Origin of the sequence: Pseudactinotalea sp. Z1748 (assembly GCF_049725185.1) — a bacterium.
Lineage (GTDB): Bacteria > Actinomycetota > Actinomycetes > Actinomycetales > Beutenbergiaceae > CALKWS01.
The window spans coordinates 208,085-220,566 of sequence record NZ_JBMPQB010000004.1 but is presented as its reverse complement, the minus strand read 5'-3'; the positions used below and the strand labels follow the sequence as shown (position 1 = coordinate 220,566).

Here is a 12,482-nt window from a genome sequence, read left to right as displayed (position 1 = left end):
TCCAAATCGTCACTGCAGGGTGGTCTGGGGTTGCCCGCCCGGGGCGTGACTGCGTCGCTCAGCGACCGCGCGCCGGCCCGGAGACGGGCCGGCTAAATCGGCGCGGGAGCATATCCATGGCCCCATCATGGCACAGTCGCGCGCCCGGAGGTCGGGGGTGGGGATCCCCTGCCGCCGGGCCTCGGCGCTGTCGGTAGGGTGGAGGTATGACCGCTGAACCTGCACCGATCTCCTTTGCCCGTGGCGCCCCGTCGCTGGACATCATCGACGTCGACGGACTGCGCCGAGCCGCCGAGCGCGCCTTCAGCAAGGACCCCGCCGGTTCCTTCGCCTACGGCACCGCCGTGGGGTACAAGCCCCTGCGGGCGTGGATCGCGCAGCGCCACGGCGTCGCCGAGGACCAGGTGCTCGTCACCAACGGGTCCATGCAGGCGGACGCATTCCTCTTCCAGACCCTGGTGCAGGCCGGAGACGGCGTGATCGTCGAACGGCCCAGTTACGACCGGACGCTGCTGTCCCTGCGAGGACGCGAAGCGAAGGTGCACCCGGTCGAACTCGAGGCCGACGGGGTGAATGTGCGCGCGATGGCGGAACTGCTCGCCGGCGGGACACCGGTGACGTTGGCGCACATCATCCCCAACTTCCAGAACCCGGCCGGCTACACCCTCTCCGGTGAGAAGCGCCGGGCCCTGGTAGCCCTGGCCCGGGAGTATGACTTCACCATCTTCGAGGACGATCCCTACGTGGAACTGCGGTTCTCCGGGACCACCGAACCCACCATGTTGTCCCTGGCCGGTGGCGATGAGGTGGTCTATGCCTCCTCCTTCTCCAAGACCGTGTGCCCGGGGATCCGGGTGGGCTACCTGGTGGGCGACGCGGACCTGATCGCCACGATCACCAAACTGGCCACCTCCACCTACATCTCGCCGTCGATGGTCTCGCAGTCGATCGTGAACGAGTTCGTCCGGGGTGGCTCCTTCGACTCCTCCATCGAGACAGTCAAGACGGCGCTGTCCCAGCGCGCCAAGCGCCTGAGCGAGGCGTTGCGGGCGGAGTTGCCGCAGGTGAGTTTCGTCGAGCCCGAGGGGGGTTACTTCCTGTGGGTGCAGTTGCCCGAGGGGGTCGACGGCGACGCGCTCACCGAGGCTGCGGCCAAACGCGGAGTCGCGGTGGTCAAGGGCTCGGACTTCGTCACCGACGGTTCCCGGGACGCGATCCGCCTGGCCTACTCCGGGGTCGGCCTGGAGGAGATCAGCGAGGGCGTGACCCGCCTGGCCCAGGCCTTCCGCGAAGTCGCCTGAGCCCGCCGGTGCTGCCCGAGGACGTACCCGCGGCGGCCCACCGGATCGGTGCGCATGTGCACCGCACCCCGGTGCTGACCTCACGGCGTCTGGATGACCGGGTGGGTGCCCGGGTGTTCCTCAAGTGCGAGAACCTGCAGCGCGCCGGTGCCTTCAAGGTCCGGGGTGCCTTCAACGCGCTGCTCCAGCTGACCCAGGCCCAGGCGGCGGCCGGAGTGATCGCCTACTCCTCGGGTAACCACGCCCAGGCGATCGCATTGGCCGCCGGTGAGTTGGGCATCCCGGCCACGATCGTGATGCCCCACGACGCCCCTGAGGTGAAGGTCGCCGCGACGAGGGGCTACGGCGCCGACGTGGTGCCCTACGACCGCTACGCCCAGACCCGGGAGCAGCTCGGAGCGGACCTGGCCCGCGAGCGCGGGCTGACGTTGATCCCCCCGTACGACCATCCGCACATCATCGCCGGGCAGGGCACCGCGGCCGCCGAGTTCCTGGCCCAGGCTCCCGGGCTGGACGTGGTGCTGGCCCCACTGGGCGGGGGCGGGTTGCTCGCCGGCACCATCCTGGCCGCGCGGGAGGCCGCCCCGGCGGCCCGGATCTACGGGGTGGAGCCCGAGGCCGGGGACGACGGTCAGCGCTCGTTGCGCGCCGGTCGGATCGTGCACATCGACACCCCACGCACCATCGCCGACGGCGCCCAGACGCAGGCGCTGGGCGAGTGGACCTTCCCGATCATCTCCGGCGGCGCCGCCGATGTGCTCACCGTGAGCGACGATGCCTTGCGTGAGGCGATGCGAGTGCTGGCCACGACGACGAAACTGGTGGCCGAGCCCACCGGTGTGCTCGCCCTCGCGGGCCTGCTGACGCACACCGAGATCGTCCGGGGTGGGCGCATCGGGGTGATCGTGTCCGGCGGGAACGTGGACCTGAACCGCTATGCCGCACTGATCGCCACCCAGTAGCGTTTCGGGCATGGCTGCCAAGGCGATCGTGCTGGACATCCCCGGACCCACTATGCGTCAGGTGCGCCTGTCCAGCCCGGACCGTCTCCTGTGGCCGCAGGAGCAGATCACCAAGGCCGATCTTGCCGAGTACACCATCGCCGTCGGCGACGGCATGCTGCGGGCCGTCGGAGACCGCCCGGTCACGCTGCAACGCTTCCCCACCGGCGTCGACGGGGAGGAGTTCTTCTCCAAGAACCCCCCGCGTGGGGTCCCGGAGTGGGCCCGTACCACGATGTGCACCTACCCGTCGGGCCGGTCCCACCCCCAGCTCGTGATCGATGAGGTGGCCACCGCGGTCTGGGCAGTGCAGATGAACACGCTGACCTTCCACCCCTGGCCGGTGCGCTCGGGTGACAACGACCACCCGGACGAGCTGCGGATCGACCTGGATCCCCAGCCGGGCCGCACCTTCGGTGACGTCGTCACCGCGGCGGTGGGGTTGCGGGAGGTGATGGCCGACGCCGGTCTGGTCGCCTGGGTGAAGACGTCCGGTTCGCGCGGGCTGCACGTGTACGCCCGGATCGATCCGGTGCTGGAGTTCCTCGACGTGCGTCACGCGGTGATCGCGATCGCGCGGCGCCTCGAGCGGGCGATGCCGGACCTGGTCACCACCGCGTGGTGGAAGGAGGAACGCGGGGAGAAGATCTTCGTGGACTTCAACCAGGCCAACCGGGACCGCACCATCGCCTCTGCCTACTCCCCCAGGCCCCTGGCAGGGGCGCCGGTGTCGATGCCGGTGCGGTGGGCGGATCTGGACGGGCTGGACCCGGGCCAGTTCACGGTGCGCACCGTGCCCGACATCCTGGCGGCTGACGGCGATGCCTGGGCGGACCTGGACGATCACCGGGGCACACTGGAGGTGGCGATGTCCTGGTGGGAGCAGGACCTCCAGGACGGCCTGGGTGAGGAGCCCTTCCCGCCGGAGTACCCCAAGATGCCCGGGGAGCCGCCCAGGGTGCAGCCCTCGAAGAAGCGGCGCGCGGACAGCGAGTACTGAGCCTCAGGAAGCCAGCACCTCGTCGAGGTCGTAGGCCACCGCCCGCTCCACCTGCTCCAGGGTCGCCGACTCCGGCTCCCGGTCGGGGCGCCAGCGCAGGAACCTCACCGCGTGGCGGAACCTGTTCCCCTCGAGTTGGTCGAAGGCCACCTCGACCACCCGCTCGGGTCGCAGCCGGACGAAACTGATGTCCTTGCCGGAACTGAACCGGGAACGGTCGGTCTCCCCCAGGACGGGGGCACCGTCGTCGTCGGTGATCACCCAGGGCCGCAGTTCCTCGACCAGTTCGACTCGGCGTCTATCGGTGAACGCGGCGATCCCGCCCACGTTCACCAGGTCGCCGGCGCCGGAGTACATGCCCAGCAGCAACGATCCGACCCCCCTGCCGGACTTGTGCACCCGGTAGCCCAGCACCACCGCCTCCGCGGTGCGGGCGTGCTTGACCTTGACCATGGTGCGCTTGCCGCCCTGGTAGGTGCTCTCCCATGCCTTGGCGACGACGCCGTCCAGCCCGGCCCCCTCGAAGGTGGCGAACCAGTGCCGGGCCACCTCGGCGTCGTCGGTCAGCCGGGTCAGGTGCACCGGGGCAGCTGACCCGGCCAGGGCCTGACTCAGGCGGGCCCGGCGGGTCCGGAACGGGGCCCCGGTCAGGTCCTGCTCCCCCAGTGCGAGCACGTCGAAGGCGATGAACTCCGCGGGGGTCTGCTCTGCCAGCAGCGCGATTCGGGAGGCGGCCGGGTGCACCCGGGCCGAGAGTGCCTCCCAGTCCAGGCGTTGGGCGCCGGGCTCACCGGTGCGCACCACCACCTCCCCGTCCAGGACGCACCGGTCGGGCAGGTGCTCACCGAGGGTGTCGGCCAGTTCGGGGAAGTACCGGGTCAGGTCCTTGCCGCTGCGGCTGGCGATCCGGACCTGCGCCCCGTCCCGTGCGATCAGGGCGCGGAACCCGTCCCACTTCGGTTCATAGGCGTACCCACCCTCGATCGCGTCGGCGGCAGGGACTTGTTTGGCGGCCTTGGCCAGCATCGGCGCCGGCGGCCACGACAGCGGCAGATCCATGGGCGAGAGTCTGGCAGGTCCGGGCCCGCTCGCAAAGGCCGGACTCGGACGATCAGCCGACGCCCGAACCCTCGCCATGCCCCAGCGAGGCGGTACCGAGCAACTCATACCGGGGACTACCGCCCGGGCCGGCGCCGAGTTCGGAGGAGTACAGCCCCACATCCCGCACCGACCACGCCGGTCCGCGGTAGACCGAGAGGGCCCGCACCAGTCCGGGCAGTTCGGTGCCGTCGGAGCGCCGGCCGGTGCGGGCGACGGTCAGGTGCCCGCGCCGGCGCCTACGGTCCGGTTCGGTGGTCAGTTCGCCGCAGGAGGCCATCACGTCCACCAGCGCTCGCTCATCGGCTCGGTCCGCACCGGCCACCCCCACCCACAGCGTGCGCCCGGTGAACGAGCCCGCCCCGGACAGCCGCAGCGTCATCGCCCGGCTCATCGCGGCCGTCGCGGTCAGCGCCTGCATCAGGTCCGGCACGGAACCATCGGGAACCCGGCCGTAGAACGCCAGCGTGATGTGCCACTGGGCGGGGTGCACCCAGCGTAACCGCGACCCGGCAGCGTCGCGCATCACCTCCAGCGCACCGTCGAGGTGCTCGGCGGCCTGGGCGGCGAGGTCGACTGCGGCAAAGACCCTCATCGCCGCCCGACCCGTTGCGCCGGGGATCCCGGTTGCCCTCCCGGATCGGCGGCGCCGGTGCCGGCCGCCCGCTGCCGCCGGCGCCACAGTCCCAGTCCCAGGCCGAGGCCGAACAGCACCAGCGCCACCGCCGCGGTGAGCGGCAGCACCAGGGTCCAGTCGATCCGTTCGATCACCGGAAGCATCTCGGGTCGCTCCACCGAGGTCTCGGCCAACACCAGGTCCAGCACGGCGGCGTCGGTCCGGATGGTCACCTCGGCCAGGCACTCCCCGGACAGGTTCGGGATGCAGATGTGGGCGTCCAGATCCAGGTGCACCGCGGCGTAGAAGCCCACCGCGGTGGCCGATCCGGTGCCGACGTCGGCCTGCTCGGTGCGGCCCATCCGCACCTGCACCCCGCCGCCGGCCTCGAACACCCCGCCCAGGGTCTGCACCAGCGTGGTCAATCCCGGCAGCGCCGTCTCCAGCGCCTCCAGGGCATCGGCGGTGGACAGGTACTGATCGATGTCCACCGGTTCATCGACCGGCAGGGGCACCTGGCGGCCGAAGAACTGCACACTCGGCCGACCCGCTGAGGCAGTGGGTTCCTCGGTGGGGTGAGTGCTCACCTCGGCGTGCACCCCACCGACCCGCAACACATCCAGCCCGAGCAGGCCGACGTGTACCTGACCGGTGCGGGCCTGGGCGGAAAGGTCGCCGTCCTGGACGCGTTCGGTCCGCGCGCTGATCTCCTCGACGGTGACCAGTCCGGGGATCCGGCGCTCCGGCTGGGTCTGGGACTCGGTGCCCGAAGGCGGATCCGGGGTTGTAACCTCCGCGGCGATCTCCTGGCGACCACTCAGGATGGGATCGCGGGTGAGCCGGTCCAGGATCGGCTGCACAGCGGAGATCGCGCCACTGGCGCTGACCTCCAGGCGCACCTCGGGGGCCTGCCCGCGCATCCCGGTGGCCTCCGCGGACCCGCCCAGGCTCGCATAAGCCGGCGTGGCCAGCACCGTCGCGACCAGCATGGCCGCGATGATGCCCGAACCGAGGCGGACCGCCCACGAGCCGGCCTGCTGCGTTCCCATCCAGTGCACGATACTGCCGCCGCAGGTCCGCCGGGACCGCGGGGGAACCGACCCGATGTTCCTGCTCGCCCCGAGGTCATAGCCGCCCGGCCCCCGCCGCGCCAAGGCCGGCCAGAAACCGACGGGTCTGCCGCGGACTGCGCAGCACCACCACCCGGCGCACCGGCGGGTCGGCCGCCCAGCAGCGGATCCGGGCTCGTTTGCGGGCGAAGGACCGGAAGTGCCAGATGAGGATCGAATCGCGGGAGAACAATTCCCGGAAGGTTTCGGTGTTGCCGTTGCAGATCGGCCGCCGGTCGATCGCGCGCGCCAGGCTGCGGCGCACCAACCGTCCCAGTGACACCACCCGCGGATAGTCCAGGGCCACGATCGCCTCGGTCCGGCCGAGCACCACATCCAGCCAGGCGGTGTAAGCGGTGTCCATCACCCAGGCGCGCTTTGCCACGACCTGCTCGGCCAGGTTCCGCTGCTCGCCCGCCGGCCGGCTCACCCAGCCCGGCAACCAGCCGATCTCATCATCGACGCTGACCGCGCGGACGCCCAGCGCGCCGGCGAGCTCGCGGGCCAAGGTGGTCTTCCCGCTCCCGGTGACCCCGTAGATGAGGATCCGCTCTGCCCGCACCGCCACACCGTACCGGCGGCGCCGCCGCGTGCCAATCCGCAAGAATTTCCCCTCGCGCTGCAGCCCCGGTAGCCGGGATCATCGCACCATGAAGAATTACCGGATCATGCCCCTGTCCCCCGCCGACGCCGACCGGCTCACCGCCACCGAGGTGCTGGTGTGGTTCCACGACCGGCCCGGGCTCAGCCCGCAGGAGTTCATGGCGACCCTGGACCCGCAGATGGTCTGGGGGGTGGAGTACAACGGTCCCGAGCCCGTGACCCTCCCCCAGCCACGCCCGCTGGCCGCCACTTTCGCCTCGTGGGACATGGATCTGACGGTTCCCGGGCCGGGTGACCAGGTGCGCCGGGTCCCGATGGATGCCCTGACCTGGGTCGGGGTGCACCCGGACCACCGTCGGCGCGGGCTGTTGCGGTCGATGATCTCCCACCAGGTACACCGGGTGCGTGAACAGGGCCGCGCTGCGCTCGCCGGCCTGCACGCCTCGGAACCAGGGATCTACGGGCGATTCGGGTATGCGGTGGCCTCCCTGGACATCACCCTGACCCTGAACCGCGGCACCACCCTGGCCGCGCCGGAGCACATCGCGAGGTCGGCCGAGGGCATCAGCACCCACCTGTTGCCCGCCTCGGAGTCCGCTGACCTGGTCCAGCAGGTCCACCGCGCCACCATGGCCGCCACGCTGGGGGCGGTGACCCGCCGCGACGCCCAGGGCGCCACCTGGTGGGTGGACCACGCGACCGAGCGCGGCAGCAAGGAACCGCTTCGGCTGCTGCTGGCCCAGCGCGAGAAGGAGCCGGTCGGATATGCGATCATCCGGCGTCAGGCCAAGTGGTCCGGCGACGGCCTGCCCGAGGGCAAGGTCCACGTATGGGAGATGGCCGCCGTCGACTCCGCCGCGCTGCTCGCCCTGGGTCGGAGACTGGTGGATGTGGACCTGACCACCGGAGCCGAACTGCCGAACCGATCCCTGCACGATCCGCTGCTGTGGTGGGCCGGTGGGCCCCGCGCGGCCGTGGTGCGCGGGTCGGACAGCCTGTGGCTGCGCATCATCGATGTCGCCAAAGCGCTGTCCCAGCGGGGGTATGCCGCGCCCTGTGACGTGGTCCTGGAGGTCACCGACCAGATGTGCCCGCTCAATGCCGGGCGGTGGCACCTGCAGGTCGGCGCGGACGGCACCGGGCGGTGCCGAAGGACCGAGGACGACGCGCACGTGCGCCTGGACATCTCGGACCTGGCCGCGACCTACCTGGGCAACCGCTCGATCGCCGGCCAGGCTGCTGCCGGGTACGTCACCGAGGTGCGCCCGGGCGCGGTGGCCGAACTGTCCCGCGCGATGCGCACCGACACCGCGCCGTACGGCGCGCTGATGTTCTGAGGGCCCTCAGACCCAGTCGATGACGACGTCCGCGCGGTCCCGGGTGGTGGCCACCAGGGCAGCGTTGGCCGCATCGGACCCGTCGGTGAAGGCCAGGGCGCGCTCGGGCGTCTTACCTCCGGCCAGGTGCCGGGCCAGGAGTCGCTCGCGCCGGGCATCGTCGTCGGTGCGCACGAACCACGCCTCGTCGAGCAGGCCCGGGACCTGGTTCCAGGGCGTGGTGTCCAGCAACAGGTAGTTGCCCTCGGTCAGGATCACCTGATCGCTCGGGTGAACCGGAACCGCGGAGCCGATCGGCTGTTCCACGGCCCCGCGCACGTACATCGGTGCGTAGACGGTGTTGGTGCTCTCCTGACGCAGCCGGCGCAACAGCGCGAGATACCCGTGGGCGTCGAAGGTGTCCGGGGCGCCCTTGCGCTCGGCCCGTCCGAGACGGTCCAGTTCGGCCTGGGCCAGGTGGAAGCCGTCCATACCGACGACGGCGCAGCCCACCTGCTCGGCGTGCAGTTCCCGCGCCAGGGCCGCGGTGAGAGTGGACTTGCCTGATCCGGGCGGCCCACTGATACCGATCAGCACCCGGCCGGAGTTGCACAGGGCGCGGATCCGGTCGACCAGGTGCCCCAGGTCGCTCGGGGAGGCGGTCAGCCTGGTTGGGTGCGTCATCGACGGCGCTGTGCCCGAGCCGAGGCGAACAGGCACAACGTGGCCGCCATGGCAAGGTTCAGCGACTCGGCATGGCCGCGGATTCCGATACGCACCACCGCATCGGCCACCGCGCGCTCACGGGCGGTCAGGCCGTGGGCCTCGTTCCCGAACACCCACAGGGTCGGCCGGGACAGGTCCCCGGTTCCCGCGGCGACGGCGAGGTCGTCCAACTCCACCTGACCCTCGCCGTCGGCCGCCAGCACCTGCATTCCGGCGTTGCGAGCCCGCTCGATGGTGCCGGCCAGGTCCGCGCCGGTGGCCACCGGCAGGTGGAACATCGATCCCGCGCTGGAGCGCACCGTCTTCGGGTTGTGCAACTCCACGCTCGCCTCGGAGAGCACCACCCCACCGGCCCCGGCGGCATCGGCCGCCCGGATCACCGTTCCGGCGTTGCCCGGATCGCGTACCTGGTGCAGAAATGCCACCAAGGGCGCCTCGAGCGCCTCCTCCACGGGAACCGGCTCGATCCTGGCCACCACGAGCACCCCCTGGGCGTCCGGGCTCATCGCGTGCAGTACCTGCTCCGAGGCGGTCGTGGTGCTCCGGGCGGCCACCTGCCGGGCGCGTTCGGCGATGTCGGGATGGCGCTCGGCCGCCTGGGGCGTGTGGAATACCTGCACCACGATGCCCGGTTGGTGCGTCAGCACCGCGCGCACGCTCTGGGGCCCCTCGATGAGGAATTTGCCCTGGCGCCCGCGCACAGAACGCCCGGCCAGCGCGCGGACCCGTTTGACGCGCGGTGCGCGCGCGTCAGTCAGGTCCACCGCGCCGGCCGGGCGTTCGGCTGCGCTCGAGAGTGGGCTCAAGCCGTAGCCGGGGCGTTCACATCCTCCGGCAGGGCGTCCTTGGCCACCTTCACCAGCGCCGCGAAGGCTTCGGTGTCGTTGACGGCCAGGTCAGCCAGGACGCGACGGTCCACCTCCACCTGGGCCAGTTTCAGGCCCTGGATGAACCGGTTGTAGGTTAGGCCGTAACTACGCGCCGCGGCGTTGATCCGCTGGATCCACAGCCGACGGAAGTCACCCTTGCGGGCCCGGCGGTCGCGGTAGGCGTAGTTGAGTGAGTGGTCGACCTGTTCCTTGGCCTTGCGGTACAGCCGGGACCGCTGCCCGCGGTAGCCGCTGGCGCGCTCCAGTGTCGTCCGGCGCTTCTTATGGGCGTTGACCGCCCGCTTGACGCGTGCCACGTGATGCTCCTTGGTTGGTGTGCCGGGCGCTTACTTGCCGAGCAGTTTCTTGGTCTTCTTGGTGTCCGCGGGTGAAACGACCACGTCGTTCACCAGCCGGCGCGCCTGGCGCTTGCTTCGTTCCTGGAACTTGTGCACGTGGCGCGCGCGCTGGCGCATGATCTTCCCCGAGCCGGTCACGCGGAAGCGCTTCTTGGCACCGGAGTTGGTCTTGTTCTTGGGCATGGCCTCTTCCTTGATCTTCCCGGCACGCCGGCCGGGAGGGGGTGCGGACGTCTCAGGACGACGTTGCCGCGTCGTTCTCCTGAGCTTCTTCTCGAGCCTGACGGTCGCGCCGCTGCTGGCTGCGAGTTTCGGACTTCTTGGTGTTCGGACCGAGCACCATGGTCATGTTCCGCCCGTCCTGGCGCGGCACGGACTCCACGTGACCCAGTTCCTCCACATCCTCGGCCAGGCGCTGCAGCAGCCGCATACCCATCTCCGGACGGGACTGCTCGCGGCCGCGGAACATGATCATGACTTTGACCTTGTCCCCGCCCTTGAGGAACCGCTCGACGTGGCCCTTCTTGGTGGCGTAGTCGTGTTCGTCGATCTTGAGCCGGAACCTGATTTCCTTCAGGACGGTGTGTGCCTGGTTGCGCCGTGCGTCACGGGCCTTCATGTCCGACTCGTACTTGAACTTGCCGTAGTCCATGAGCTTGGCAACCGGCGGCCGGGCGTCCGGTGCGACCTCGACCAGGTCGAGATCGGCCTCGGCGGCAAGGCGCAGCGCGTCTTCGACCCGGACAACTCCTACCTGCTCGCCGCTCGGGCCGACCAGGCGTACTTCCGGGACGCGAATCCGATCGTTGATGCGGGGATCGCTGATGTGTGGCTCCTTCGTGAGGTGATCTTCTTCCACCCACGAGAAAGGCCCCCGCGGGTGTGCGGAGGCCTGTGGTCTGAGCGTCTGCTCGTGCGGACATCAACTGCCCGCGACCGGGACCCAGGCTCTGGTGCGGCGTGACCCGTTCGGTCGAGCAGGGGTGGGAGTGGCTCCGCTTGGTCCGGCCCGTCAGGACCGGTTGGTCAGCGATGAGTCTAACACGCACGCAACCGCAACTGAACGGCGTCGACACGTTCGGCGACAAGATCACATCGCGCCAGTTCCGCACCGGCCCGGGACGTGATCTGGGCCACCTGCGCGCGGGACAAGCCTGCTGGTACCCCCAGGACTACCGTGGTGGCCCCGCCCGGTGCGTCCTCCAGTTCCACCGTCGCGACCCCCGGCACCTTGCGCAGTGCCGCACCGACCTGCGCACGCAACTGGTCGTCGCCGGCCGGGGGCACCCAGGCACGGCCCTGCGCCAGCGCCCACACCGCGGGCCGGGGCACCAGGACCGGGACCGGGCCGGCTGGATCCAGCACGAGCAGGCCGTCGGACTCGGTCACTGTGGCCAGGGCCGCCTGCGGACCGGGCACCGGGATCGGGCGGGCGTCCGGGCGCCAGGCGTGCAGGGCCTGCAGCGCCGAGAACACCGGCATCGCCGAGCGCCCGTCGGGCGTGGCCACCGTCACCATGGCAGCCGAGGCCTGCTTCTCCCCCGCGATCGGCATGCCCCCGGCTCCGGCGACTTCCTCGGCAACTTCGTCCAGGTGTGCCACGACCGGTACCAGCACGCGGGCCCGGCCCAGGGCATCGACCACGGCCCGCAACCGCTCCGGCGCACCGGTCAGCGCCAGGGCCGCGCCCAGATGAGGATCGGTGCTGCCGTCATCGCCGGCGAAGGCCGACGTCGGCGGCAGCTCCCGGGCCATCAGGGCCGCCCGGCCATATCCAGGGCCTGGCCGAGCGTGAACGCACCGGCGTACAGGGCCTTGCCCACGATCGCGCCCTCGACGCCGATCGGGGTGAGTTCGGCCAGAGCCTCGATGTCGGCCAGGCTGGAGATCCCCCCGGATGCCACCACCGGGGCGTCCGTGCGGGCACACACCTGGGTGAGCAGATCGGTGTTCGGACCACGCATGGTGCCGTCCTTGGTGACGTCGGTGACGACGTAGCGCGCGCACCCGTCCTCCTCCAGGCGTGCCAGCACCTCCCACAAGTCGCCACCCTCCCGGGTCCAGCCACGGGCGGCCAGGGTGGTGCCGCGCACGTCCAGCCCCACAGCGATCCGGTCCCCGTGCTCCCCGATCACCCTGGCCGTCCAGTCCGGGTCCTCCAGGGCCGCGGTGCCCAGGTTCACGCGGCGGCAGCCCGTGGCCAGGGCGCGCTGCAGCGACTCGTCGTCGCGGATCCCGCCGGACAGTTCCACATCGATATCCAACGCCCCGACCACCTCGGCGAGCAGGGCGGCGTTGGAGCCGCGGCCGAAGGCGGCGTCCAGATCCACCAGGTGCACCCAGGAGGCGCCGTCGCGCTGCCAGGTCAGCGCCGCCTCCAGTGGTGAGCCGTAGTGCGTCTCGGTGCCGGCTTCTCCCTGCACCAGGCGTACGGCCTGGCCGTCGGCCACGTCGACGGCGGGGAGTAGTTCAAGTGTGCTCAAG

The 12,482-nt window shown here is 70.9% G+C and carries 15 protein-coding genes; 4 read left to right on the top strand and 11 right to left on the bottom strand.

Features of this window, described 5'->3' with window-relative positions; all coding sequences use genetic code 11:
• Positions 1–206 precede the first annotated feature (206 nt).
• Genes ACO0LU_RS11075 through ligD form a run of 3 tightly spaced genes read left to right on the top strand, consistent with a single transcriptional unit; the run spans position 207 to position 3,302 of the window.
• The gene (locus tag ACO0LU_RS11075; RefSeq protein WP_424791414.1) at positions 207–1,301 is read left to right on the top strand and encodes a PLP-dependent aminotransferase family protein; all 1,095 of its coding nucleotides are present in this window, start codon (positions 207–209) and stop codon (positions 1,299–1,301) included.
• An 8-nt stretch (positions 1,302–1,309) separates the two neighbouring features.
• Positions 1,310–2,263, top strand: a complete 954-nt coding sequence (locus tag ACO0LU_RS11070; RefSeq protein ID WP_424791413.1) for a threo-3-hydroxy-L-aspartate ammonia-lyase — start codon at positions 1,310–1,312, stop codon at positions 2,261–2,263.
• A gap of 10 nt (positions 2,264–2,273) precedes the next feature.
• Entirely contained in the window at positions 2,274–3,302 is a 1,029-nt protein-coding gene (ligD, locus tag ACO0LU_RS11065) for a non-homologous end-joining DNA ligase (RefSeq protein WP_424791412.1), read from the top strand.
• A 3-nt stretch (positions 3,303–3,305) separates the two neighbouring features.
• Here ligD and ACO0LU_RS11060 read toward each other — a convergent pair whose 3' ends face one another.
• The 4 genes from ACO0LU_RS11060 to ACO0LU_RS11045 form a co-directional block, all read right to left on the bottom strand.
• A complete protein-coding gene (locus ACO0LU_RS11060) occupies positions 3,306–4,361 on the bottom strand; it encodes an ATP-dependent DNA ligase (protein ID WP_424791411.1) in 1,056 nt (351 codons plus the stop codon).
• 52 nt (positions 4,362–4,413) lie between these two features.
• Positions 4,414–4,995: an RNA 2',3'-cyclic phosphodiesterase gene (gene thpR, locus ACO0LU_RS11055; RefSeq protein WP_424791410.1), complete on the bottom strand. Its 582-nt coding sequence runs from the start codon at positions 4,993–4,995 to the stop codon at positions 4,414–4,416.
• Entirely contained in the window at positions 4,992–6,065 is a 1,074-nt protein-coding gene (locus ACO0LU_RS11050; protein WP_424791409.1) for a hypothetical protein, read from the bottom strand. Before ACO0LU_RS11050 ends, thpR begins: the two co-directional genes overlap by 4 nt.
• 76 nt (positions 6,066–6,141) lie before the next feature.
• A complete protein-coding gene (locus ACO0LU_RS11045) occupies positions 6,142–6,729 on the bottom strand; it encodes an AAA family ATPase (RefSeq protein WP_424791408.1) in 588 nt (195 codons plus the stop codon).
• A gap of 46 nt (positions 6,730–6,775) precedes the next feature.
• On the opposite strand from ACO0LU_RS11045, the gene ACO0LU_RS11040 reads away from it, so the two are divergent.
• Positions 6,776–8,065: a GNAT family N-acetyltransferase gene (locus tag ACO0LU_RS11040; protein WP_424791407.1), complete on the top strand. Its 1,290-nt coding sequence runs from the start codon at positions 6,776–6,778 to the stop codon at positions 8,063–8,065.
• A gap of 6 nt (positions 8,066–8,071) precedes the next feature.
• Here ACO0LU_RS11040 and ACO0LU_RS11035 read toward each other — a convergent pair whose 3' ends face one another.
• The 7 genes from ACO0LU_RS11035 to priA all read right to left on the bottom strand — a co-directional run bounded on the left by ACO0LU_RS11035 (position 8,072) and on the right by priA (position 12,481).
• Entirely contained in the window at positions 8,072–8,728 is a 657-nt protein-coding gene (locus ACO0LU_RS11035) for a nucleoside/nucleotide kinase family protein (protein WP_424791406.1), read from the bottom strand.
• Positions 8,725–9,576, bottom strand: a complete 852-nt coding sequence (locus ACO0LU_RS11030; protein WP_424791405.1) for a TrmH family RNA methyltransferase — start codon at positions 9,574–9,576, stop codon at positions 8,725–8,727. Before ACO0LU_RS11030 ends, ACO0LU_RS11035 begins: the two co-directional genes overlap by 4 nt.
• A complete protein-coding gene (gene rplT / locus ACO0LU_RS11025) occupies positions 9,573–9,956 on the bottom strand; it encodes a 50S ribosomal protein L20 (protein ID WP_424791404.1) in 384 nt (127 codons plus the stop codon). Before rplT ends, ACO0LU_RS11030 begins: the two co-directional genes overlap by 4 nt.
• 30 nt (positions 9,957–9,986) lie before the next feature.
• Positions 9,987–10,181, bottom strand: a complete 195-nt coding sequence (rpmI, locus tag ACO0LU_RS11020) for a 50S ribosomal protein L35 (RefSeq protein WP_424787903.1) — start codon at positions 10,179–10,181, stop codon at positions 9,987–9,989.
• Positions 10,182–10,233: 52 nt separating this feature from the next.
• Positions 10,234–10,857: a translation initiation factor IF-3 gene (gene infC, locus ACO0LU_RS11015; RefSeq protein WP_424791403.1), complete on the bottom strand. Its 624-nt coding sequence runs from the start codon at positions 10,855–10,857 to the stop codon at positions 10,234–10,236.
• A 179-nt stretch (positions 10,858–11,036) separates the two neighbouring features.
• Complete coding sequence (locus tag ACO0LU_RS11010; RefSeq protein ID WP_424791402.1) at positions 11,037–11,753, bottom strand: SseB family protein; 717 nt, start codon at positions 11,751–11,753, stop codon at positions 11,037–11,039.
• The gene (gene priA, locus ACO0LU_RS11005) at positions 11,753–12,481 is read right to left on the bottom strand and encodes a bifunctional 1-(5-phosphoribosyl)-5-((5-phosphoribosylamino)methylideneamino)imidazole-4-carboxamide isomerase/phosphoribosylanthranilate isomerase PriA (protein ID WP_424791401.1); all 729 of its coding nucleotides are present in this window, start codon (positions 12,479–12,481) and stop codon (positions 11,753–11,755) included. Before priA ends, ACO0LU_RS11010 begins: the two co-directional genes overlap by 1 nt.
• Between the last annotated feature and the right edge of the window lies 1 nt (position 12,482).

Bases quoted from the DNA above. Each gene is read 5' to 3' on its own strand.
- ACO0LU_RS11075 (WP_424791414.1), top strand. From the start codon at position 207: ATGACCGCTGAACCTGCACCGATCTCCTTTGCCCGTGGCGCCCCGTCG.
- ligD (WP_424791412.1), top strand. From the start codon at position 2,274: ATGGCTGCCAAGGCGATCGTGCTGGACATCCCCGGACCCACTATGCGT.
- ACO0LU_RS11060 (WP_424791411.1), bottom strand. From the start codon at position 4,361: ATGGATCTGCCGCTGTCGTGGCCGCCGGCGCCGATGCTGGCCAAGGCC.
- thpR (WP_424791410.1), bottom strand. From the start codon at position 4,995: ATGAGGGTCTTTGCCGCAGTCGACCTCGCCGCCCAGGCCGCCGAGCAC.
- ACO0LU_RS11050 (WP_424791409.1), bottom strand. From the start codon at position 6,065: ATGGGAACGCAGCAGGCCGGCTCGTGGGCGGTCCGCCTCGGTTCGGGC.
- ACO0LU_RS11040 (WP_424791407.1), top strand. From the start codon at position 6,776: ATGAAGAATTACCGGATCATGCCCCTGTCCCCCGCCGACGCCGACCGG.
- ACO0LU_RS11035 (WP_424791406.1), bottom strand. From the start codon at position 8,728: ATGACGCACCCAACCAGGCTGACCGCCTCCCCGAGCGACCTGGGGCAC.
- rpmI (WP_424787903.1), bottom strand. From the start codon at position 10,181: ATGCCCAAGAACAAGACCAACTCCGGTGCCAAGAAGCGCTTCCGCGTG.
- ACO0LU_RS11010 (WP_424791402.1), bottom strand. From the start codon at position 11,753: ATGGCCCGGGAGCTGCCGCCGACGTCGGCCTTCGCCGGCGATGACGGC.